Origin of the sequence: Pontimonas sp. (genome assembly GCF_031581085.1) — a bacterium.
Classification (GTDB): Bacteria; Actinomycetota; Actinomycetes; order Actinomycetales; family Microbacteriaceae; genus Pontimonas.
Window position 1 is genome coordinate 176,828 of record NZ_JAVLBO010000001.1, and the last position, 23,319, is coordinate 200,146.

A 23,319-nucleotide genomic window follows, 5' to 3' on the forward strand; every position below is an offset into this window, starting at 1 on the left:
TGGCGACACGAGCCACAGCCGGCTGCCTGCCCTGGGGCGGGTGTCGGCCGACCTACTGGCCGAGGTCAAACTCCTCGGCTGCGCGACGGTCGTATTCGCTTCGCACCCGGTGGTAGTCGTTCCAGTCGTCGAGAGGGTCGCCGCCGTCGGGAAATACTCTGTGGCGAAGCTCCTCCAGATCGGAATCGTCGGCGTCGACGGCGCGAGTCCACTCGTCCAGTTCGACCAATCGCGCTTCGAGTTCGTCTAAGCCCGCACTATCCATTCGACTGGCCATCGCCCCGGCACACCCTCTCTGCCCGGCTGGACACCCCGGGCACCGGGAGTCTACGAGCGCACCCTTTTACACTGACGCTATGCCCACGGCGTGTGGGCGATGAAAGGTGAACCACCAGACGATGCAACAGACCAGGCGGGGCCTGCCTTGGGGCCAAGCAGCCACAGTTGCCCTGGTTGCAGTGGTTGCCCTTGTCGCCCTGGTTGCCGTGGGTGCACTGGGTGCCCTGGGCTCGCTGAATTCCGAAGCAGATGCGCCCTCTGGCGACGTGAGCGGTGAGGGGATTGTCGATTCCGAGCGGGAATCGACCACTGCCTCCGACGAGACGGACAGCGCGGAACAACCCCTCGGGGGTGAGACCGAGGGGACAAAGCCCCCCACCCCGATGGGCAGCACCACGGCCCGGGAGATGCTCGGCACTATTGCCGTGAAAGGCCGAGCACCCAAGACCGGTTATGACCGTGAGGGGCAGTTTGGCCCGTCCTGGTTCGACACCGACGCCAACGGGTGTGACACCAGAAACGACATTCTGCAGCGAGACCTCGACAACGTCGTCAGCGACGACGGCTGCACCGTATTGTCTGGAGAGTTGCGCGACCCTTTTAGCTCAGAGCGCATCGACTTCCAACGCGGAGAAACCACGTCCATCCTTGTTCAGGTCGACCACGTCGTAGCACTCTCCAACGCGTGGCAAACAGGGGCCGCTGTGTGGGACGACGGCACCCGTCTCGAGTTCGCGAATGACCCGTTGAACCTGATTGCCGTGTCCGGACGGCTCAACGCTCAGAAGGGTGCGGGCGACGCCGCCACCTGGCTGCCGCCAGAACGGGAGTTTTGGTGCGAATACGTGGCACGGCAGGTGGCCGTGAAAGCCCACTACGACCTGTGGGTGACACCGGCCGAATTCGAGCGAATGGACACCATTTTGGCCGACTGCGGTGATCCTCCCGGGCTCTCACCCGCCAGCCACCGGATGTTCCGGCCGGGGTCAATCCCCGGGTTTTAGGAAGCCCATTCGACACCGAGCACGCCGTCGTCGTCACCGATGGTCACCGTCGCTCGAATGAAACCACCGGCGAGCGCGGAGGGCAACCACAGCTGTGCGTCGGCCCACATTCGCTCGAAAGGAATGTGGGTTTTTGGCCACCACTGTGCAGTGAGCTCTTCGCTGTCGGCTGGCTCACCGTCAAACTCTCGGACCAGAAACGCGTGCGAGCGCTGAGACAGGTGGGGCCTGGTGCTAAACGGGTAGCGAAGCGTCGCGATCGGAATCAGTGACGTTTCCTCGGCGACGAGGGAGGTCTCCTCAAAGAGTTCTCGCACGGCCGCCCGCCTCAGGCTCTCACCCGGCTCGACTTTTCCCCCGGGACCGACCAGACGCCCCTGCCCGAGCCCCGTCTTCTTTTCCCCCAAGAGAATCTCTTCGGTTCCCTCGGACTGACGGAGGGGGTAGACCACGACGACGTCATACATTCGCAATAGGCTATCGGCACGCCTTGGTCAAGGCGAGCCCAGCTGTTAACGTATGGGAAACCCCACGAGTTTAAGGTGTCCCCGTGAACCCCTCTCCTGGCCCCCTGCGTCACACACTGGGCGTGCTGGCGTTGCTGGCCGCGACCGGGCTGGCCGTGGCGCTTTTTACCCAAATATCGGACCAAATCCACCACGGGGCTTTTGTCCCGGAGGAATACTTTTCCTACTTTTCCATCCAGACCTCACTGGCCAACGTGCTCGCACTCACCGCGTATGGTCTCTACCAGTTGCAGTCAGCCACCGACTCCCCGGGCCTTCTCGGCCTGCGCCACGCCCTGGTCGCCTACGCTGTCGTCACCGGATCGGTCTACAACCTGCTGTTGCGTGATCTCCCCCCGGAACCCGGTGGTTTCGTCTCCGAGATTGCCTTCCCCAACGAGGTCATCCACGTGATCATCCCGGTGTATCTCGTCGCGGACTGGATACTCAGTCCACACGGACTGAAGCTGCCGTGGTGGTCGATGCTCTGGGGGCTTTTCTACCCGCTCGCCTGGTTGGCGGCCACGCTCCTTCGGGGCGAGCTCACCGGCTGGTACCCCTACGCATTTCTCGACCCCTCGAGCGGCGCCGGCTGGGCTGGCGTAGGAGCACACGTGCTGGGTATTGCACTGTTCATCGGCGCGCTGCTCATCGCCGGCCTCATTCTCAACCGCCTGTACTGTCGACTGCGCTCCGGCGACCAGGTGTCACACACTCGGACACTAGGAGCGAAGCTCGCCCCTCGCCTCTAGGGCTTGAATGAGCAGGTTGCCCAGCGCAGCCTCCTGCATGGTGCCCTCGACCGTGCTGGCCTCTTCGTCGCCATCGAGTGCCCGCAACGCGAGACCGGATTTCTGATCGATGAGCTCGGTAATGCGCTGGTCGACCGTCTGTGCGGCGACAATACGCCACGCCGTCACCGGCACGTTTTGTCCGATTCGGTGTACCCGGTCGATGGCTTGAGTTTGTTCGGCACTGGTCCAACTGAGCTCCGCGAGGACTACGTTGGAGGCCGCTTGGAGGTTCACTCCCACTCCCGCGGCGGTCAGCGAGCAGACGATGACGCCCACCGTGTCGTCGTTGGTGAACCGGTCAATCGCGTCCTGTCGCACCTGACTGCTCTGGTCGCCGCGAATTTGGGTGGGGTTAAACCCTTTGTCCACAAAGTGCTCAAAAGCGAGGTCGAGAACATCGATGTGCTTGGCGAAAAACACCACCTTGCCGACGTTTCTGGCCAGCTGGGTGGTGTAATCGGCCGCCATCAAGGCTTTCGCCTTACCAATCGTGCGCACGAGGGCGAACACGTTTTGCGCGCTGTCGTCCTGCTTTGACTCTTCAATTTCTGAGTGGCAGACCAACCGGACCAGGTCGCTATCGATGGTGGGGGTGGCGCTACCGCGCGCGGCGACAACGCGGTCGTAGCGCGAGAGCAGCCGCTGGACGAGTGCCTGCTCGGCGTCGCGGATGGACCGGCCGGCCTCATCGTCCAGCTCAACCGGAATGTCGGCCACACGCCGAGCCGGAATATCTCCGGCGACGTCTTCTTTTCGGCGCCGCACGATGCCCATCGAGATCACCGCTCGTCTAGCCTCGGCGAAAAACCCCGGATCAACCGGGGTGAGCCCGGTTTGCTCTAATTTGGCCATCAACTCGGTGAGGGGTTTTTTATCGTCGATCCAGCCCAAAAATTCCCAGATCATTCGAAAGTCTTCGATTTGGTTGATCAGCGGCGTTCCAGTCAGGGCGACCAGCAGCGGGTGCACGAGCCGCGCCCGAATAGTGCCCGCCACAGCCTGAACCATTTTGGATCGCTGCGATTCACGGTTTTTGATGAAGTGGGCTTCGTCGACGACCATCCCTCGGAAGTCGAACTTCGACAACCAGCCGACGTGTCGATCGAGGATGTCGTAGTTCACGATGAACACTTCGCTAAACGCGTCGAGCTCGCCGCCATCGCCGTGAACGACGGTGGCGCGGCGGCCGGGAATCCACTTCTCGACCTCCCTCGCCCAGTTAGTTTTCACCACGTTCGGCACGACAACCAGTAGCGGAAACGCTTCAGCCACTTCAGCGGCCATCAACGCCTGCGCGGTTTTACCCAACCCTGGCTCGTCGGCGAGCAAGAAGGTGCGGTGGCCGGCTTTCGCCGATTCCACAAAGCTCGACTGGTGGGGCATTAACTCGATGCCGCCCGGGGTGGACAGGCCGGCGGGTTGGGGTAGGTCCATGCTCGCAGCACCACCACCTGAGCCCTGCTCGAAAGCCCGAAAGAGGGGTTCAATGAGTTCCCAGTTGAGAAGTCGCCCTTCGGCGCGTCCGGACGACTGGCCGTAGGCGGCAAAGTCCGGTGCCATGAAAGGATTCGCCAGCTGCGCTTGGCGAACCGACTGGGGCACGACCTGTTTGGCCGCTTCAGGACCGGGCGTTTCCGTCCGATCCACAATGATGAGCTCCTCGGGGGCGAGCTCGGCACCACTGGCGAGGAGGAAATCGCGGCGCAGTCGTTTCGCGGCTTCGGATACTTTGGCCTCGGGGGCCAACAGGGCAATCAGGCTGGTGTCTTTGGCGGCGGTTTTGGCCATGATGGCGGCCAGACCGTCCAGGCGTTTGAGCACTTCGGCGCGTTCTTGACTCGACACGTCGACGTCGTCTTTGACCCGGTTGCGCTCTTCGCGTACCAAGAGGGCGGCGACTTGGAACTTGGTGCGGTTTTGGGCATTGACTTTGCCCCTCGCCGCCTGTGATTCCACTTCGCGCACAGCCCGGGCGAGAACCGGGATGATTCCCTCATCGTCTAAGGGTCGCCTCCGCGCTTTCGATTTCGACGCGCTGCGCGACGCCGTTTTGGCGGCACCTGTCTGGGCCATTGATCTCCTTGTACTACGCGGTGACACCACCAACGAACCGAGAAGCGATCTCTCCGGGTGTCCTCACGCCCACCAGACCCGGCGCAACCGCCGGTGATGAGCTCTCCTCTACTCTAGCGCGCCCACGGCGGATACCGCCACTTGGGGCGCATCCTGATAGGCCTCCGCTTTGCGCGCGAGCCCCCTCGCCATGCCCTCAAAGACGATCCCGTGAAAGGGCATCACCGCTAACCAGTACAGGCGGCCGCCCAGGCCGTGGGGGAAAAACGTGGCGCGTTGGGTGAGAACGCTGCCCCCGGCCTCGCCGGGGTCGACTTGAAACTCCAACCAGGCCAAACCGGGCAGTTTCATTTCTGCGCGTAATCGCACGAGGCGACCGGCTTCTACCCGCTCAACCCGCCAAAAGTCGAGGGCATCTCCGGTCACGAGATGGTCGGCGTCGCGGCGGCCTCGGCGAAGCCCCACCCCGCCCACCAGTTTGTCGATCCAACCGCGTAGCGCCCACGCTCCGGGCAGTGAATACCAACCGTTTTCACCACCGATTGACTCCACCGCGCGAAATAACTCGCCGGGCCCCGCCTCAGAGGTGACCGTGCGAACGTCGGTGTAGACGGTGTGGCCAGACCATTCGGGGTCGCTTGGCAGGGGATCTTGTGGTGCGCCGGCAACCTGTGCGTCACGCCACGACGTTTCCACTTCACCCGCGCGCATTTTGCCAAGCGCCAGTCGCACCGCTTTGCGGTAGCCAATCAGGCCCTCAGCCGGTGGGGCAATGACCTCGTCGATGTCGTGGTTTTTCATCACCGCGTCGTGCAGCAGCGATTCGATGATGGGCACCGCGAGCGCACGCGGAATGGGGGTCACCAGGTTTACCCACTGGGAGGCGAGCCACGGAGTGAGGACGGGAAGTGCGGCGATGGGGCGCTGACTAAGCCCGGCTTCCAGGGCGTAGCCATTCATCAGCTGGCCATAGCGAAACACGTCTGGACCCCCAATATCGAAGCCGCGGTTGACGGTCGCATCGACGGTCGCTGCGTTGATCAGATAGTGCAGCACATCGCGAATAGCGATGGGTTGAATAAAGTTGCGCACCCATTTGGGGGCGGGCATGTAGGGCAACACTTCAGTGAGGTGTCGAATCATTTCAAAACTGGCCGACCCCGAGCCAATAATGACTCCGGCTCGAAGCGCGATGGTGGGCACCCCGGAAGCAAGCAGAATGTCGCCCACTTCTTTCCTCGATGCCAGGTGGGTGGAGAGCGGGCCTGCCGGGTGTAGTCCGCCGAGGTAGACGATTCGAGAGACCCCTTGGCGCGCCGCTTCCTGGGCGACGGTGGTGGCAATCTGGCGTTCGAGGCTGGCGAAATCATCCGCGTGGCTCATCGAGTGGACGAGGTAGTAGACAATGTCTTGGCCGGCGAGGGCCGCTGCCACCGCCTGTTCATCTCGTAGGTCCCCGACAAACACGGTGACCTTAGAGCGCCAGGGCACATCGTCTAAACGGTGGGCGTCTCGCACAATGACACTGACGTCATAGCCCTGCTCTAAGAGCCTGGGGACGAGTCTCCCGCCGACGTATCCGGATGCACCGGTCACTAAAGCCTTCACAGCCCCGAGCGTATGCCCCCAACGTGCACACCAGCCGAGAGTCTTTGCGGCAGGGAGTGACTAGCATCGGGGCGTGGACCAAGCGTTAGTTCGACAGTGGTACTCGACCCATCAGCGCGACCTGCCCTGGCGAGCTGAGGGCGTGTCGGCCTGGCAGATTCTCGTCAGCGAGGTGATGCTGCAACAAACCCCCGTCGCCCGCGTAATCCCCGCCTGGCAGGCCTGGTGTGAACGCTGGCCCACTGCCCAATTGCTCGCCGCCGCCTCCCTCGGCGAGGTCCTCTCGCAGTGGAACCGCCTGGGCTACCCCCGGCGAGCAAAAAATCTGCACCGCAGCGCACAGATGGTGACCGAAGAATTTGGCGGTGAACTCCCCCGCGATGTGGAGACCCTGGAAACTCTGCCCGGTATCGGTACCTACACCTCGAGAGCCATCGCGTGCTTTGCCTTCGGCATTCCGGTTCCGGTTGTCGATACCAACGTCAAAAGGGTGGTGGCCAGGGTCGAGGACGGCGATCAGGCCGCAGGACACTGGAGTGTGGGATTTGGTTTAGAGCGCGTCGACGAAGTCAGTCGCACAGAAAATGCCGAGCACTACTGCCAGATCCAGCGGGGGTTGATGGAGCTCGGTGCGCTGCTGTGTACAGCCCGAAGTCCGCGCTGTGAGACCTGCCCCCTCCAGGACTCCTGTCGGTGGAGGGCTGAGGGTTACCCCGAAGACCCCTCCGTCAAGCCTCGGGTGCAGGCGCGCTACGAGGGAAGCGACCGGCAGGTCCGAGGAATCATCCTCTCCTGGCTTCGACAAAACCCCCACCCGCTCGAGCGGGAGACTCTCGAGGACCTGTGGCCACAGGCAGCCCAGCGTCAGAGGGCGGTGGAGTCGCTCGTACGAGACGGGTTAATTGAGCGCCACGAGCGGGTGGATGGCCCCGAGAGCTTTAGCCTTTCCTGGCTGCCGCCTGGTCGCGGCGAATAATCTCGCGCATCCCCTCAATGGCGACCGGCAGGGCGTGTTCCACTTTGGAGGCTTCCCACTCGTCTGGGGTCATCGGCGACTGGTCGGGGTGGCCCATGATCATCATGATGCCGGTGGCGCGAACACCCAAGACTTGGGCGGTGATATACAAACCGGCCGCTTCCATTTCGGAACAAATTGCTCCACCGGCCATCCAGGCGTCCCAGCGCTCTTCGAGGCGCTTGGCAACGGGCATACGCTCTGGCGAGTGCTGACCGTAGAAGGAGTCCTTCGACTGGCTGACCCCCAAGTGCACGGTGAGGCCGCTGTCATCTGCTGCCTGCCAGAGAGCCTGCGTGATCGGAAAATGTGCTACTGCGGGAAATTCAATGGGCAGGTAATGGCTGGTGGTCCCCTCGTCTCGAATCGCCGCGGTGATCACCCCTAAATCTCCGGGGGCAATGTGGGGCTGCATCGAACCGGAAGTGCCCACCCGCATAAACGTGTCGGCACCCACATTGACCAGCTCTTCCATCGCGATCACCGCTGAGGGGCAACCAATACCGGTCGAGGTCACAGAAACCTTTTCACCCTCCAAATACCCGGTCCACGTTTCGTATTCGCGGTGGCGGGAGACAAAAGCGGGGGAATCGAAATACTGGGCAATCATTTCGCATCGACCAGGGTCGCCCGGAAGGAACACGTAACGGCCGACGTCTCCCCTGCTCACCTCAATGTGGTACTCGCGTGCATCATCGCGTTCCATGGACATTGACGCCACTCCCCCTTCTCAGTGCTGATTCCCAGTGCCGATTACCAGTGCGCCGATTCCCAGTGCTGATTCTCAGTGCGCCGACTCGTCAGATTCGGTGACCCGGTAGGGGTCACTATCGCCAGCCGGTTGGGCGCCGGCAGCAGAATCACGCAGCTGCTCATCGCGCTGTTTTGCTTCGCCGAGGAGCCTGTCGATGTCTTCCACGGTTCCCGGCAGAGCGTCTAACACAAACTCGAGGGTCGGCACCAGGCGAACCCTCATGTGCCGGCCCACTTCGGTGCGCAACATTCCCGTCGCGCGAGCCAGCGCTTTTCCACTGGCTTCGCGCTCTTCATCCGTACCCAACACCGTGTAAAACACGGTGGCGTGCTGCAGATCCCCCGTGACTTTCACGTCGGTAATCGTCACGTACCCCATATCGGGGTCGCGAAGTCCCTTTTGGAGCCTTTCGGCGAGGACTCGGTGGATTTGGTCCGCCATTTTCCTCACCCGGGGTGAATTACTCACGGACCTTCTCTTTCATCTCGATGGTTTCGACCTCGTCGCCCACCTCGATGTCTTTGATTTTGCCCAAACCGATACCGCACTCATAGTCGGTTTTCACTTCGGTGACGTCATCCTTGAATCGGCGCAACGATTCGATGGCTAAGCCATCGGCGATGACCACACCCTCGCGAATGATGCGCGCCTTGGCGTTTCTGGTAATCGTTCCCGACCGGACAATACAACCGGCGATGGTGCCGGCCTTGGACGAGCGGAAGATTTCGCGCACCTCGGCCACTCCGGAGCGCACCTCCTCGAATTCGGGTTTGAGCATGCCCTTGAGCGAGCCTTCGATTTCTTCCAGCGCGTTGTAGATCACGGAGTAGAAACGAATGTCGACACCCTCGCGGGACGCACGCTCCCGGGCTTTCGTATCCGGGCGCACGTTGAATCCGAGAATGATGGCGTTGTCGATGGTCGCCAGGTTCACATCCGACTCGGTGATGGCTCCGACTCCGCGGTGGATGATGCGCAGCTGCACTGTCTCGTCCACTTCGATCTTCAACAGCGACTCTTCCAGTGCTTCCACAGCACCCGAGACATCACCCTTGATGATGAGGTTGAGCGATTCGATCTTGCCGTCCTCCAGAGCCTTCGTGAAGTCCTCGAGGCTGATGCGCTTGCGGGCTTTAGCCAGCTGGGCGTTGCGCTCCGCTGCCTCACGCTTCTCGGCAATCTGGCGCGCGGTGCGGTCATCGTCGGTGACGATAAACGAATCCCCCGCCCGCGGAACACTCGAGAGACCCTGCACCTGCACGGGTCGTGACGGCACGGCCTCTTCGATGTGTTCGCCGTGCTCATCGACCATCGCTCGGACTCGCCCGTAAGCCGTGCCGGTGACGATGGCATCACCCACGCGCAAGGTTCCCGACTGGATTAATACGGTCGCAACGGAACCGCGCCCCTTGTCGAGTTTGGCCTCGATGGCCACGCCACGAGCCTGGCGCTGGGGGTTGGCCCGCAGATCCAGTCCGGCGTCAGCAGTCAGCAAGACGGCATCCAAGAGTTCAGTGATGCCCTCACCCTTCAAGGCCGACACGCGACGGAACATGGTCTCCCCGCCGTATTCTTCAGCGACCAGGCCGTATTCGGTGAGCTGCTGAAGCACCTTGTCGGGGTTTGCCCCCTCAGTGTCAATCTTGTTAATCGCCACCACGATCGGCACACCGGCGGCCTGCGCGTGGTTCAGCGCCTCGATCGTCTGGGGCATGATGCCGTCATCTGCGGCCACAACGAGAATCGCGATGTCGGTGACGTCGGCTCCTCGCGCGCGCATTGCGGTGAAGGCTTCGTGACCGGGGGTGTCGATAAAGGTAATCGCGCGTTCATGATCTTCGTGCTCGGCCCACACCTGGTAGGCGCCAATGTGCTGGGTAATACCGCCGGCCTCACCCGCGGTCACATCCGCTTTACGAATCGCGTCCAGCAGCTTCGTTTTACCGTGATCGACGTGACCCATGACGGTCACCACCGGTGGGCGAATCTGGAGGTCTTCCTCGTCTTCTTCGACCTCAAAGGCGATGTCGAAGCTCTCCAGGAGTTCTTTGTCTTCGTCTTCGAGGGAGACGATTTCAATTTTGTAACCGAGTTCGCTACCCAAGACTTGGAAGGTGGAAGCGTCCAGCGACTCGGTGGCCGTCGCCATCTCCCCCAACTGGAACAGTACGGTCACCAGGTTGCCGGGAGGGATGTTCATCCCCGTGATCGACTCGAGCTTTTCCGCAAAGTCACTAATGGACGCCCCCTGACGCAGGCGCACTGGGGTCTCTCCGTTACCCCTGGGAACACTGGCACCACCCAAAGAGGGTGCTTCGCGCATCTCAAATTCTTGGCGCTTTGTCCGCTTCGACTTTCGCGATTTACTCTTGGACCCGCCGCGACCAAACGCGCCTGCGGTGCCACCTCCGGGTCCGCGACCGCGGCCGCGAGGACCGCCACCACCGCCACCACCGGGACGGGCGGGACCACCCGCGGGCGGACCACCACCACCCGGACGACCGGGGCCACCGGGGCGTTGCTGGAATGGGGGTTTGTTCCCGGTTGCGCCACCGCGACTGGGAGCTTCACGATTTGCTGCTTCGGTGCGTTCGGCACCGGCACGGGCGTTGGCCGGTGTGGGCCGGCCCATTCCCTGACTGGACGCGTACGGGTTGTTGCCGGGTCTGGGAATACCTGGTCGACCCATTCCCTGGCTGGAAGCAAAAGGATTATTTCCCGGACGCGGAATACCGGGAGTGGGAGCCGACGCGGTGCTCTCGCCTCCGCCGTCTGTGGAACTGGGGGTTGGTGAGCTGGCTGGGGCCTCTGAAGGCTCGGAGTCAGATTCGGGAGTGTCTGTGGCTTCTGGAGCAACAGGCGCAGCGGGCTTCGGCGCCGCCTTTTTGGGAGCAGGTTTCTTCTGCTCGTCTTTCGGGACCGGAACAACGCCTTCTTCGGCGAAGGCTGCTTTGAGCTTGCGCGCGACGGGAGGTTCTACCGTCGACGAGGGACCCTTGACGAACTCGCCAATGTCCTTCAGCTTTTCGAGCGTTCGCTTGCTGTCGATTCCTAGTTCAGCCGCGATTTCGTGAACGCGTGGTTTTGCCGCCACAACTCTCCTGTCTGGGTGCCACCCAGGCAGGGCGCACCACTATGTCCGAACGGGACTCATTTCGAGCCACTCATGAAAGGTCCATTAGCCGTTCAGCCTGTTCTTCTCCGTGTCATCCTCGTGTGCGACGAGGAGGGTCAATTGTTCCAAGTCGAGCCGGGGTTCTTTGAGAGCCCTCGGCCACGCCTTCGTTCTCAGCGATGCGCCGACACATTCCGCGCTGCGGTGCACATAAGCCCCGCGGCCCGGACGCCGTCCCGACTCATCGAGAACTGCCTGGTTGTTTTCCGCAACGACCCGAAGGAGCAAGTCTTTCGATTCGCTTTGTCGACAGCCCAGACAGCGCCTGACTGGCACCATACTACTCCTCCGACGAGTGGGGCCTTCCCGCCCTACTCGCCTTCCATCACTGAATCGGGCTGAATGTCAATTTTCGCCCCGGTGAGTTTTGCCGCTAAGCGAGCGTTTTGCCCCTCTTTGCCAATCGCCAACGACAGCTGGTAATCGGGAACGAGCGCGCGCACCTGCTTCATATCGGCATTGATCACGAACGTGCTGCTGACTTTGGCCGGGGAGAGCGAGCTGGCGACAAAGGTCGCGAGGTCTTCCGAAAAGTCGACAATGTCAATCTTTTCTTCCCCCAGCTCGGCTTGAACGGCGCGCACCCGCTGACCCAATTCCCCAATGCACGAGCCTTTCGCGTTGACCCCGGGGGTGAGAGCGCGCACGGCAATTTTGGTGCGATGCCCCGCTTCGCGGGCCACGGAGGTAATTTCCACCGAACCTTCGCTGATTTCGGGCACCTCCATTTCAAATAGCCGCTTCACGAGGCCGGGGTGGGTCCGACTGACCGTGATGGAGGGGCCTTTGAGTCCTTTGTCCACTTTGGTGACAAAGGTGCGAAGCCTGGTCCCGTGTTCATAGGTTTCGCCCGGAACTTGCTCTTCAGGCGGTAACAGGGCTTCGACGTCGCCCAGGTCGATGTGAATCATCCGCGGGTTTGGTCCCTGTTGGATGATGCCGGAGACAATATCGCCGTCCTTACCGCGATATTCGCCCAAAATACGATCGTCACCGATATCGCGAATGCGTTGATTGATGACCTGTTTGGCGGCTTGTGCGGCGATCCGACCGAAGCCCTCTGGACTGTCGACGCCCTCGCCCACGACGGCGCCCTCGTCGTCGAGTTCGGGAACAAACACCGTCACGTGACCGGTCTTGCGGTCGAGCTCGACGCGCGCTCGCGGGGCGTCTGGATCGACCCTCTGGCCGCGGTGGTCGGCCAATCCGGTGTGCTTTTCGTATGCGGTGAGAATGGCCTGTTCGATGATGATGACAAGCTCATCGAAAGGGATGTCCCGCTCGGATTCCATCAGTTTCAACACGCTGAGGTCGATGTCCACGGCACACACCTCCTATTTGGTTGTTGTTATGGGCGGGGAGATCAGCTCTCACCGGTCGACACAGCTTAGCCCCAGCGTCTGTGCGCGCGCCAGGTTTGTGGGGTCAGACCGCCGCGGCGAGGGCGGGGACGACCTGCGCAATCGCCACGTCACGCCGCTCATTCGTCGCGCGATCCCACAGCTCGACCATCCCGTCGGCCACTCCCCGACCGACGATCACGATCTGCGGGATGCCAATGACTTCGGCGTCGGCAAATTTCACCCCGGGTGAGAGCTTTGCGCGGTCGTCGAGGAGGACATCTTTACCGGCTGCGACGAGGTCGCCCGCCAACTGCTCGGCCACGGCGGCGACCTGCTCGTCCTTACCGGCCTGGATGACGTGAATGTCGTAGGGGGCAACGGCCGCCGGCCACACCAGACCTTTATCGTCGTGGTGCCCTTCGGCGATGATGGCCAAAATTCTGGTCACCCCGATGCCGTAGGAACCCATGGTCACCGTCACCAGGGAGCCATGCTCATCGAGCACCTGCAAACCCAGGGCTTCTGCGTATTTGCGCCCCAACTGGAAGACGTGGCCAATTTCCATCCCGCGGGCCGTATTGACCGCTCCCGAACCATCGGGTGCCTCATCGCCGTCTCGCACGTTGGCGATATCGGCGGGACCATCGGCGTGGAAATCGCGTCCCGCCACCAGGTAAAAGACGTGTTTTTCATCGAGGTTTGCTCCCGTGACCCACGCGGTTCCCGGCACGACTCGTGGATCCAGGTAGTAGGCGATGCCGCTCGTGCTCTCCAGTCCCAACACCGGGCCTTTCGCCGACCAGGGTCCGATGTAGCCCTTCACGAGTGCGGGATGCGCGGCAAAATCGGCTTCGGTGGCGGGTTCCACATCGCGGGGACCAAACCAGGCCTCGGCGCGTTTCATGTCCACTTCGCGATCACCCGGGATTCCCACCACGACCAGTTCGCGGTTTTTCTCCGAATCGACCAGCGCCAGTACAACGTTTTTCAGCGTATCCGCGGCCTCCCACGGTCGATCGTCTCGGGGAACATCGCGATTGGCCAGTGCCACCAGCGTGTCAATGGTGGGGGTATCCGGAGAGTCGTGGATTTCGGCCTCGGGTATCCCCTGCAACGGCAGGGGCTCTGGTGGCGCGACTCGAAACGCCTCCACGTTCGCCGCATAGCCGGCGTCGTTTCGCACGAACGTGTCTTCGCCCACAGCGATGGGGTGGAGGAACTCTTCCGACTTCGAGCCTCCCATCGCACCAGCGTCGGCGCGGACGATCACGTAGTCGAGGCCTAAGCGCTGAAAAATGCGCTCGTAGGCATCCCGCTGAGCCTGATAGCTCATCTCCAGGCCCTCGTCGGTGTAGTCGAACGAGTAGGCATCCTTCATCGAAAATTCGCGGCCGCGCAGCAGACCCGCGCGGGGTCGTGCCTCATCGCGGTATTTGTCTTGAATTTGATAAATCGTCAGCGGGAGGTCTTTATAACTGGAGTAGAGGTCTTTGACCGTGAGGGTGAACACTTCTTCGTGGGTGGGGGCGAGCAGGTAGTCCGCATCCCGGCGATCACGCAGGCGGAAAATATTCGGCCCGTACTCTTCCCACCGACCGGTCGCCTCGTAGGGTTCGCGGGGTAACAGGGCGGGAAAATGCACCTGCTGGGCCCCAGCTAGGCGCATTTCTTCGTGAATGATGGCTTCGATTTTCTGTCGAACCCGAAGACCCAGGGGTAACCACGCGAACACACCCGGGGCCTGTCGGCGAATATAACCGGCGCGCACCAGCCATTTATGGCTGGCTACTTCGGCGTCGGCGGGGTCTTCCCGGAGGGTCCGAACAAAAAGGTGACTGAGTCTTTCGAGCACCGTGTCAGACTACCGGCACTAGCCGGTGATGACTTCTGGTTCTCCCGAGGCCACATCGGGCATCTCGGCCGCCAAGCGGTTGGCCTCTTCGATCAGCGTCTGCACAATTTCTGCTTCCGGCACGGTTTTGATGACCTCGCCCTTGACAAAAATTTGGCCTTTACCGTTTCCACTGGCCACTCCGAGGTCCGCTTCGCGGGCTTCGCCGGGGCCGTTGACCACACAGCCCATGACCGCGACGCGAAGCGGCACCGTCATCCCCTCGAGCCCTTTCGTCACGGAGTCGGCCAGCGTGTAGACATCCACCTGGGCCCTCCCGCAACTGGGGCAGGAGACGATTTCGAGCTTTCGCTCCCGCAGGTTCAAACTCTCGAGAATCTTCAAACCCACTTTGACTTCCTCGGCCGGCGGGGCAGACAGCGACACCCGAATCGTGTCACCAATACCCTCAGAGAGCAGCGTGCCAAACGCCACCGACGATTTGATGGTGCCCTGGAAGGCGGGGCCCGCCTCGGTCACGCCGAGGTGGAGCGGCCAGTCACCGCGCTCAGCGAGCATCCGATAGGCCTTCACCATCACGACGGGGTCGTTGTGTTTGACCGAAATTTTGAAGTCGTGGAAGTCGTGCTCTTCAAAAAGGCTCGCCTCCCACACGGCGCTCTCCACGAGCGCCTCGGCGGTGGGCTTACCGTACTTCTCCAACAGTCGCGGGTCGAGTGAACCGGCATTGACACCGATTCGCAGACTCACGCCCGCATCTTTCGCGGCTTTGGCAATCTCACCCACTCGGTCATCGAACTTCTTGATGTTTCCCGGGTTTACCCGCACAGCCCCGCAACCGGCATCGATGGCGGCGAAAACATATTTCGGTTGGAAGTGAATGTCGGCAATGACAGGAATTTGGCTCTTCTTCGCGATGACATTCAACACGTTTGCGTCGTCTTGGGTGGGCACGGCGACGCGGACGACGTCACAGCCCGTGGCGGTCAATTCCGCAATTTGCTGGAGGGTTCCGTTGATGTCCGTGGTCTGGGTGGTCGTCATCGACTGCACGCTCACCGGTGCATCGCCGCCGACGAGGAGTTTGCCGACCTTGATCTGGCGGGTCTGTCGACGAGGCGCCAGGGTTTCGGCAACTTTTGGCATTCCCAGGTTTACAGCGGGCACAGCGTCTCCTCTTTTGCGATCGTCCCGGCATCGCCGGCGAGACCATGTTAGCGAAGCGCGGTGAAGTGCGGCTGGGTAATCTCGGGCAACCGCCGGTGCCCGCGCGAGGGGGCGCTACTGAATCAGACTGATCGGGTTGACGATATCGGCATACATCAACAGCACACTCATGCTGATCAGTGCGGCGACCACCACCAGGGTGAGCGGCATCAGTTTTTGTGGGTTTGTCGGATTCGGAGGAGGCGAGCCGCGAATGGACGCCGCTTTGCGACGAATTCCATCGATGAGGGCAACGGCGACGTGACCGCCATCGAGAGGCAACAGCGGAATCAGGTTGAACACAAACAGCGCGATGTTGAGTGAGGCCAACAGGCCAATAAAGCCCGCGATTCGGTCGTGGTTTTCAATGTCATCGATCGAGGCAATCTCGCCGGCGATGCGACCCACGCCCACCACACTGATGGGGCCATTGGGGTCTCGCTCGTCCTCCCCAAACGCCGCCTGGGAGACCTGCACCATCCGCTGGGGCAGGGTGACGATCACCCGGGTGACGCCCTCCACGTTGTCCCAAATGGCGACGGGTACTTGAGTGACGGGTTGGCGCGCAGTTTCTAACGCGGCACCGATTCCCACGAATCCGACGGCCTCGACGACGGGGTCGCCATTAGCGTCCACGTCCACTTGGCCCCTCGAGTCCATCGCGAAGCGCTCCGTGAGCAAAGGTGTCACCCGAATGTCGCGGGTAGTGCCCTCTCGATCGATTGTCAGTGAGAGGGTGTCACCGGGGTGGTCTCGAATAATCTCGGTCAGCACCAACCAGCTGTCCACGTCTTGACCATCGACGGCGAGAATGACGTCCCCTGGCTCCATACCGGCCTGATTTCCCGGTGCCGCGGGGTCACCCGGGCGACAGTCGGTGCGTGTTTCAGTCGCCGGGAGCACACACTGCGAGACCGAACCCACGGTGAGGCTCGGTTGAACGACCCCAAACCCCATCAGCAGCACCGCATACAACACGGCCGCGATGAGGAGGTTCATCACCGGTCCGCCCAGCATGATGACGATGCGGCGAAACACACTCAGCCGGTAAAAACTGCGCGAATCATCGAACTCGTCGGGTCCGTCGTGATCGTCTAAGCCGGCAAAATCGGTGCCGGCACCGCCGCGTCTGCGTGCGCTTTCGCTGGGCCGGTTTTCGCTGGGCCCTTTTTCGTTGGGCCCTTTTTCATTGGGCCCTCTTTCGCTGGGGGCAAACATCCCGTGCATCGCGACATACCCGCCGAGGGGGATGGCTTTAATGCCAAATTCGGTCTCTCCGGGTTTTTTCGACCACAGCGTGGGGCCAAAACCGACCATGAATTTGGTGATTCCGACGCCAAAGCGCTTCGCGGGATAGAAGTGACCCCACTCGTGCAGGCCAATGGAGATGCCCAAACCCACGATGAGGGCGAGCACTCCGACAATAAACCAAATGGTTGACTCCACGCCGTAACCATAATCCCCACCACTGAGAATGCTCGGGAGGGCCTCAGGAGCGACGCGCGGCAATCACCTCATCAGCGCGTGTTCTCGCCCACCCCTCCGCCTGGTAAACACCCTCCAGGGTCATCTCCTCCGGCTGGTGTTCGCCGAGTACCTGAGCGATGACTTCGGTGATGCCGGGGAAACTGAGGTGTCCCTCGTGGAAGGCGTCGACTGCTTGTTCGTTTGCGGCGTTGAACACGGCGGGGAAGGTCGCCCCCTGGGCTCCCGCCTGTTTGGCCATCGACACGGCAGGAAAGACCTCGTCGTCTAGTGGTTCAAAACTCCAGGTGTGCGCAGCAGACCAATCCAAGCCAGCTACCGCGCCCGGTACTCGCCTCGGCCACTCCAACGCCAAGGCAATGGGCAGTCGCATATCCGGCGGCGAGCACTGGGCAATTGTCGAGCCGTCAATGAACTCCACCAGGGAGTGGACAATGGACTGCGGGTGAACACTGACCTCAATCTGGTCAAACCCAATGCCGAAGAGCAGGTGGGCTTCGATGACTTCCAGGCCTTTGTTGACCAGCGTGGCCGAATTGGTGGTGATCACCCGGCCCATCTTCCAGGTGGGGTGAGCCAGCGCATCGCGGGGCGACACGGCGTGTAACTCTTCGGCACTCTTGCCGCGAAAAGGCCCGCCGCTGGCGGTGACGATCAGACGGGCAACCTCCGCTGGCCTGCCCGCCATCAGGGCTTGGGCTAAGGCGGAGTGTTCAGAATCGACCGGGACAATTTGGCCCTCTGCGGCCCTCGAGGTGACCAATTCGCCCCCGACAATCAAACTCTCCTTATTGGCAAGGGCCAACACCGCACCCGAATCCAAGGCCTCCAGGGTGGGCCCCAAGCCCACCGAACCGGTGATGGCGTTGAGTACCACATCCGGCTCCAGTCGCCTGATCAGCTCAGAAGCACCCTCGGCACCGAGCGCGGTCGCCGATTCATCTAACCCCAGCTCGCGGGCTTGGCCCGCGAGCATTTCGACATTGGACCCTGCCGAGAGGCCCACCACCCGAAACCGATCGGGGTGGCTGGTGGCGATATCAATCGCTTGGGTCCCAATCGACCCGGTCGAGCCCAAGATGAGGACTCTACGCACGGCTGAGGGATTCCTGATCCGCCGAGACCGTGTGGTCGATGGTCACTTGACCGAGTACCCGAGTGCCGACATACAACACGGCGGATTGGCCGGGGGCCACCCCCGAAATGGGGTCGACAACGCGCACCCGCAGGTGGCCCGCGTCAATCCACGCCGTCGCCGGGTAGCTATCGCCGTGGGCGCGGACCTGCACTTCGCAGCCGAAAGGCTCGCAGGAGACCAGCACACCCGCGTCATAGAGACCGCGGGACAAGCCGGAGGCCACCGGGTCGATGCCCGCAAAACTGATCCGACTACCCGAGAGCTCGATGGTGTCGAGGGCTTCTTTCGGCCCGACAACAACTTCCTTGCTCACCGGTCGGATGTCCAACACGTAGCGGGGTTTACCGTCTTCGGCGGGGTAGCCGATCTGGAGGCCCTTTCGCTGCCCCACGGTGTAGCGGTGGGTGCCTTCGTGGGATCCGACCACCGCGCCGTCGCGGTCGACGATTTCTCCCGGTTCAACGCCCAATTTGTCGTCCAAGAACCCTTGGGTATCGCCGTCGGGGATGAAACAAATGTCGTGACTGTCGGGTTTGCTCGCCACGCTAAAACCGCGCCGGTCGGCTTCTGCCCGGACCTCATCTTTCGAGGGGGTCTGGCCGAGGGGGAAATAGCAGTGTCGCACCTGCTCGGTGGTCAACACCCCCAACACGTAGGACTGGTCTTTGGCCCACTCCGCCGAGCGGTGCAGCTGCGGATTACCGTCGTCGTCGATGTGCACCTCTGCGTAGTGGCCGGTCACGACCTTGTCGAAGCCGAGCGCCATCGCGCGATCCAACACGGCCTCGAACTTGATCTTCTCGTTGCAGCGCAAACACGGGTTGGGGGTGCGCCCCTCCCGGTACTCCTCAATGAAATTATCGACAACGTCGGCCTTAAACCGGTCCGAAAAGTCCCAGACGTAGAAGGGAATACCCAACTGGCCGGCGACCCGCCTCGCGTCCATCGAATCTTCGATGGTGCAGCAGCCACGCGAGCCGGTCCGCAGGGTTCCGGGCATCCGAGAAAGCGCCAGGTGCACCCCGACGACGTCGTGTCCCTCATCGACCGCGCGAGCAGCCGCCACGGCACTATCGACCCCACCACTCATGGCTGCAAGAACTTTCATGACCACCAGTGTAGGCAGTGGCTCACTGTGCGAGGGCTCCAATCGATCCCGCGCTACCGGCCATGCCGGCCTCGCGCGCCGAGGAGACCACGTCGGCAAAGATCTCGAGCACTCGGTCAATTTCCGCCTCGGTGGTCTCAAAGCCCACGCTGAAACGAAGCGCTCCGCGCGCGGCGTCCTCCGAAAAGCCCATGGCGAGCAACACGTGGGAGGGCTCCGGCACACCCGCCTGGCAGGCAGAACCGGTGGACACGCGGATACCCTGAGCGTCGAGCAAATACAGCAAGACATCCCCCTCGACACCCTCTACGGTGACGTGCACGATGTGGTCCAAGCGCTCGGTGGGGTGGCCGCTCGGGTGAACGCCGTCTGCTGTGGCCACGAGGCCGTCGCGCAGGCGAACAGAAAGCTCGGCGAGTCGTGCCTCGCGCTGCACTCTGGTCGACTCGGCGAACTGGGCGGCGCGGGCAAAAGCCACCGCGCCGGCCGCATCGAGTGTTCCCGAGCGGTGCAGCTGTTGACCCCCGCCGTGGTGCAGGCCTTCGATGGCGGGGGCGTTGCGTGTGACCACCAGGCCACCAATACCCACCGGGCCACCGATTTTGTGGGCTGAGAGGCTCACCGCGTGGACCCCCCACTGGCGAAGCGGAAGCTCACGGTGGCCAAAAGCTTGAATGGCGTCTAAATGCACCGACACGCCCCGGCTGGCCGCGAGCGCGGCGATGTGTTCCACCGGTTGAATACTGCCCACCTCGTTGTTGCCGACCAGCGTGGTCACCCCGGCAATATCGGCCGCGGGGTAGGCATCCAGTGCCGCCTCCAGTGAGCCCAGATCACACACGCCCCAGCGATCGACATCGACCCAGTGGGTGCGGGCAAGGCCGTGGGTTTCCAACCACTGCAGCGCATCGAGGGTGGCGTGGTGTTCTGCCGCGGTCGAGATCCACACCGGGGTGTCGACGCCTGCTTGGCGCATCGCGAAGGTGCGACCTTTAATCCAGGTGTTGGTCGATTCGGTCCCCCCGGAGGTGAAAATCAGTTCCATCGGGTCGAGTCCCAGTAGCCCGGCAATCTCGGCGCGAGCGGATTCCAGGTGCGCTCTGGCGTCTTGGCCGGCCTGGTGAATCGATGAGGGGTTTCCCACCCTGGCGAGGGCCTGCGCGTAGGTATCGCGAATCTCGGCGGGCATCGGCGTGGTGGCCGCGTGGTCTAAATACACGCTCACTGCGGGCCTCAGTAGAGCAGCGAGGTTAACCGCTGACGCGCAGCGACAACCGACGGGTGAGTGGGACCGGCGATGGCGAAATAGTCCAGCAGGCGCTCGCGGAGCACTTCTCGCGCCTCCGGGTCCGCGCCGGCAAAAATCCCAAGAAGCCGTCCACACGCGTCGTCGAGGTGACCGCCCGACACGTCGAGGTCGGCGACGAGTAGTTGCGCGGCGAGGTTCTCGGGCTCGCGGGCGGCACCCTCGCGAATGGCGTCGGCCGACTGAGAGCCGAGGCGTTTGAGTAAGCCCACCTGGGCGAGACCCGCGACGGCGTCCGAATCGGCGGGGGCTTTGGCGAGCGCCTCGCGGTAGGCCGCTTCGGCGCCGTCCCAGTCGTTCGCGCTCAGTGCATCAAACGCGCGTTGGTGTTCGGGCGAGAGCGGCGGCTGTTCCGGCTCTTCGGCGGCGTCGGGTTGGGCCTGCTCACCCGCCGGAGCGACACCGGTCACTCCCGCTTGACCCGCGACTTTCAAGACCTCATCGAGTACCGGAGTGATTTCTGCTTCCGAGGCCTGGCCTTGAAACAGCGGTGCCGGTCGGCCCTGGATGACGGCGAACACGGTGGGGACCCCCTGGATTTGCAGGGCTTGTACCAGCTGTGGTGCCTGGTCGGCGTTGAGGGTGGCGAGGACGAGTTTGCCCTGATATTTCTCGATCAGGCCACCCATCTGCGGGGTCACGCCCTGACCGTAGATTTCGAGAATGACGGGCACCGTATTGGAGAGTTCAACGATCTGAGCCATCTCTGATTCGTTGATATCGCGCACGTAGGCCGACGCGCCTGGCGCCGCGGGCTGGGCCGGAGCCTGGTCCTGCTTGGCGCGGTTGACCAGCGCCGAGAGGTCCATCGCTCCGGCAAAATTTCCTGGCAGTGGGGGATTACTCATGCGCTGTCCTCCGGTTATTCCTCAATGGGTTCGAGCTCATCGGCATCCACCAGCAGGTAGCCGTAGCCGACAACCCGCGCCCGCTCCTCGGAGCCAATGGGTGGTACGTACCAGACTATTTGCATCTCGTAGCGCGCCACAAAGCCGTCCGCGGAGGAGGGCAGGTCGGTCAGGGCACGAACCGACGGCGTCGCATTAATCGTCGCACCATCCTCGAGCGGGCGCACCTGTTCGGTTTCCTGCAGCGTGCCAAAGACCAGAGCGCCACTATCGGCCGTGGCGAGGGCCACAATGGGATAGTCCGTGGGCACAATCTCGGCGCTCAGTTCCAAACCAGAGCCCAACGATTCCCGCCTCAGCTGGCGGCCGTCCGGCCCCACCAGGGCGTAGAGGTCATCGGTGAGGGTGTCGAATTCGAGCCACGCCCTCGAGTCGGGGCCTCGGCGCAGCACGTCTCCATACAGCGACACGGTTTCTTCTGGACTGAGCGAGACCAGTTTTGAATCACGCGCTAACCGCGGGCTTCCCACATCGGCGGGGGGAACGGCAGGCAGTGTCGCGTCGGGCGCCAGCAGAGTCGAATAGGCCAACTGGTAGTTCTCGCGAGGAGTCTGTTGGCGCAGGACCACCGCCAGGGTGGGGGCATTGATTTCGGCGCCATCCTGTACGACGGCGACGACGGTGCGCGGCCAACTATCCGTTTGCTGGGGCACCAGTAACCGAATGGGCTCGGCGGGAATACCCACCAGTTGCCCCAGCTCTTCGTCCCATGAGCGAAGCCGGTATTGACTGCTGCGGTGGCTGAGACTGGGCTCAGCCAACCGCGGTGTCAGTAACTGCGCATCCAACTCCTGGTCGGCCAGTGTGACGTCGTTGGCGACCCGGGCCATGATGCGCTCGAACTGGGCGGTGGTGACCGCGGGGTAGGGCCCTGCCTGGTCCTCGTCTGCCTCCCCCTCCGCGGCACCCTCGCCGTTGATCTCCACAGCGTCCAGGGCGGAGCCCGGGGTGTCTGCACCGTTTTGACCGGACTCTGGCGCCACACAACCTCCCGCCAAGGCAATACCCAACAGCGGAATGGTCGCGATGCTGCGAGTCATCCGCCTGGCCCTCGCGGAGCCGGTCGCGCCTCTCCTGGAGCCATAGGGGCCGCGCCTCGGGGCGCGGCGTTTTGGGGCGACCGAGATTTTGCGTCGCGGACCGCGGCGCCTTCGCACATCGGTCAGGGCCAGGCCCAGGACCACAAAACCGATCGCCATGGCGACGATACCGAGGGCGACCAGCACTCCAGACAGCGGCGAGACGTTGTCTAACGGCCAGGAAATCTGAATGGATTCGGGGGCGGCGCGTTCACCGTCGGCAAAGATTGCCACGGTGATGCCCGAGTGGGCGGTCAGCGAGGTGCGCACCGCGTCGGTTTCGCGGTATTGCTCCAGCCAGAGGTCAGAACCGAGGGGGTTGGGGACGGTGGAATCTTCTCCCAGGCGGGGCACCGCATACAACTCGCCGGTTTCGTCGTTGTGGCGCACGGCCGTGAAACGCGCGGGGGTCACCCAGGCGAGCACGTCGGTGGTGCGGCCATAGACAAGGACCACCCCCGCTTCCGGGTCGCCCTGGTCGTCCACAGCGGTGATGGTTTGGCGCCCCGGATAGGCGGTCAACGTCTCCCCGTCGATCAATACCGCGGGGGCTGTGTGGTCAAGTTGCACCGATTTCACGATGCTCTCGGGCCCCGCCCACACGGTTTGAAGGGCGATGCCCGCACCGAGGGTCATAATCGAGGTGAGGAGAATGAGAATGGCCGATACCAATCGCACGGCGCACT

General features: G+C 62.6%; 20 protein-coding genes. 3 read left to right on the plus strand and 17 right to left on the minus strand.

From position 1 onward, the window contains the following. Positions 1 to 52 precede the first annotated feature (52 nt). Positions 53 to 277 (minus strand): hypothetical protein, encoded by a 225-nt coding sequence (locus tag RI518_RS00905; RefSeq protein WP_310671546.1) that lies wholly within the window; start codon positions 275 to 277, stop codon positions 53 to 55. A 106-nt stretch (positions 278 to 383) separates the two neighbouring features. Between RI518_RS00905 and RI518_RS00910 the strand changes: the two genes are divergently transcribed. Beyond that, positions 384 to 1,283, plus strand: coding sequence for an HNH endonuclease family protein (locus RI518_RS00910; RefSeq protein WP_310689143.1), 900 nt, complete (start codon positions 384 to 386; stop codon positions 1,281 to 1,283). Here RI518_RS00910 and RI518_RS00915 read toward each other — a convergent pair. Next, complete coding sequence (locus RI518_RS00915) at positions 1,280 to 1,750, minus strand: NUDIX domain-containing protein (protein WP_310671543.1); 471 nt, start codon at positions 1,748 to 1,750, stop codon at positions 1,280 to 1,282. The two genes, RI518_RS00910 and RI518_RS00915, sit on opposite strands and share 4 nt — an antisense overlap. 83 nt (positions 1,751 to 1,833) lie before the next feature. Between RI518_RS00915 and RI518_RS00920 the strand changes: the two genes are divergently transcribed. Next, on the plus strand, positions 1,834 to 2,541 hold the full coding sequence (locus RI518_RS00920) for a Pr6Pr family membrane protein (protein ID WP_310671542.1): 708 nt from the start codon (positions 1,834 to 1,836) through the stop codon (positions 2,539 to 2,541). Here RI518_RS00920 and RI518_RS00925 read toward each other — a convergent pair. Together RI518_RS00925 and RI518_RS00930 are read right to left on the minus strand one after the other, a co-directional pair. After that, a complete protein-coding gene (locus RI518_RS00925; RefSeq protein WP_310671540.1) occupies positions 2,512 to 4,656 on the minus strand; it encodes a DEAD/DEAH box helicase in 2,145 nt (714 codons plus the stop codon). The genes RI518_RS00920 and RI518_RS00925 overlap by 30 nt on opposite strands. A gap of 108 nt (positions 4,657 to 4,764) precedes the next feature. Further along, positions 4,765 to 6,264, minus strand: a complete 1,500-nt coding sequence (locus tag RI518_RS00930) for an SDR family oxidoreductase (protein ID WP_310671539.1) — start codon at positions 6,262 to 6,264, stop codon at positions 4,765 to 4,767. A 73-nt stretch (positions 6,265 to 6,337) separates the two neighbouring features. On the opposite strand from RI518_RS00930, the gene RI518_RS00935 reads away from it, so the two are divergent. Continuing rightward, entirely contained in the window at positions 6,338 to 7,240 is a 903-nt protein-coding gene (locus tag RI518_RS00935; protein WP_310671537.1) for an A/G-specific adenine glycosylase, read from the plus strand. Here RI518_RS00935 and RI518_RS00940 read toward each other — a convergent pair. From RI518_RS00940 to RI518_RS01000, 13 genes are all read right to left on the minus strand, one after another. Beyond that, on the minus strand, positions 7,203 to 7,991 hold the full coding sequence (locus RI518_RS00940) for a nucleoside phosphorylase (protein ID WP_310671536.1): 789 nt from the start codon (positions 7,989 to 7,991) through the stop codon (positions 7,203 to 7,205). The genes RI518_RS00935 and RI518_RS00940 overlap by 38 nt on opposite strands. A gap of 72 nt (positions 7,992 to 8,063) precedes the next feature. Continuing rightward, positions 8,064 to 8,501 (minus strand): 30S ribosome-binding factor RbfA, encoded by a 438-nt coding sequence (rbfA, locus tag RI518_RS00945; protein ID WP_310689144.1) that lies wholly within the window; start codon positions 8,499 to 8,501, stop codon positions 8,064 to 8,066. Next, positions 8,494 to 11,127 carry a translation initiation factor IF-2 gene (gene infB, locus RI518_RS00950; protein ID WP_310689145.1) on the minus strand — a complete coding sequence of 878 codons (2,634 nt, stop codon included), beginning with the start codon at positions 11,125 to 11,127 and terminating at the stop codon, positions 8,494 to 8,496. Before infB ends, rbfA begins: the two co-directional genes overlap by 8 nt. A gap of 84 nt (positions 11,128 to 11,211) precedes the next feature. After that, positions 11,212 to 11,484 (minus strand): YlxR family protein, encoded by a 273-nt coding sequence (locus tag RI518_RS00955; protein ID WP_310671533.1) that lies wholly within the window; start codon positions 11,482 to 11,484, stop codon positions 11,212 to 11,214. 35 nt (positions 11,485 to 11,519) lie between these two features. Next, positions 11,520 to 12,530: a transcription termination factor NusA gene (gene nusA, locus RI518_RS00960; RefSeq protein ID WP_310671532.1), complete on the minus strand. Its 1,011-nt coding sequence runs from the start codon at positions 12,528 to 12,530 to the stop codon at positions 11,520 to 11,522. Between the two features lie 103 nt (positions 12,531 to 12,633). Next, on the minus strand, positions 12,634 to 14,403 hold the full coding sequence (locus RI518_RS00965; RefSeq protein WP_310689146.1) for a proline--tRNA ligase: 1,770 nt from the start codon (positions 14,401 to 14,403) through the stop codon (positions 12,634 to 12,636). An 18-nt stretch (positions 14,404 to 14,421) separates the two neighbouring features. After that, positions 14,422 to 15,570: a flavodoxin-dependent (E)-4-hydroxy-3-methylbut-2-enyl-diphosphate synthase gene (ispG, locus tag RI518_RS00970; RefSeq protein WP_310671530.1), complete on the minus strand. Its 1,149-nt coding sequence runs from the start codon at positions 15,568 to 15,570 to the stop codon at positions 14,422 to 14,424. 114 nt (positions 15,571 to 15,684) lie between these two features. After that, positions 15,685 to 17,055 (minus strand): M50 family metallopeptidase, encoded by a 1,371-nt coding sequence (locus RI518_RS00975; protein ID WP_310689147.1) that lies wholly within the window; start codon positions 17,053 to 17,055, stop codon positions 15,685 to 15,687. A 43-nt stretch (positions 17,056 to 17,098) separates the two neighbouring features. Further along, the gene (gene dxr / locus RI518_RS00980) at positions 17,099 to 18,190 is read right to left on the minus strand and encodes a 1-deoxy-D-xylulose-5-phosphate reductoisomerase (protein WP_310671528.1); all 1,092 of its coding nucleotides are present in this window, start codon (positions 18,188 to 18,190) and stop codon (positions 17,099 to 17,101) included. Next, positions 18,183 to 19,340 carry a tRNA 2-thiouridine(34) synthase MnmA gene (gene mnmA, locus RI518_RS00985; RefSeq protein ID WP_310689148.1) on the minus strand — a complete coding sequence of 386 codons (1,158 nt, stop codon included), beginning with the start codon at positions 19,338 to 19,340 and terminating at the stop codon, positions 18,183 to 18,185. Before mnmA ends, dxr begins: the two co-directional genes overlap by 8 nt. 22 nt (positions 19,341 to 19,362) lie before the next feature. Continuing rightward, a complete protein-coding gene (locus RI518_RS00990; protein WP_310689149.1) occupies positions 19,363 to 20,565 on the minus strand; it encodes a cysteine desulfurase family protein in 1,203 nt (400 codons plus the stop codon). An 8-nt stretch (positions 20,566 to 20,573) separates the two neighbouring features. Next, a complete protein-coding gene (locus RI518_RS00995) occupies positions 20,574 to 21,494 on the minus strand; it encodes a tetratricopeptide repeat protein (RefSeq protein ID WP_310671525.1) in 921 nt (306 codons plus the stop codon). A gap of 14 nt (positions 21,495 to 21,508) precedes the next feature. Continuing rightward, on the minus strand, positions 21,509 to 23,311 hold the full coding sequence (locus RI518_RS01000; protein WP_310689150.1) for a hypothetical protein: 1,803 nt from the start codon (positions 23,309 to 23,311) through the stop codon (positions 21,509 to 21,511). Positions 23,312 to 23,319: the final 8 nt, after the last annotated feature.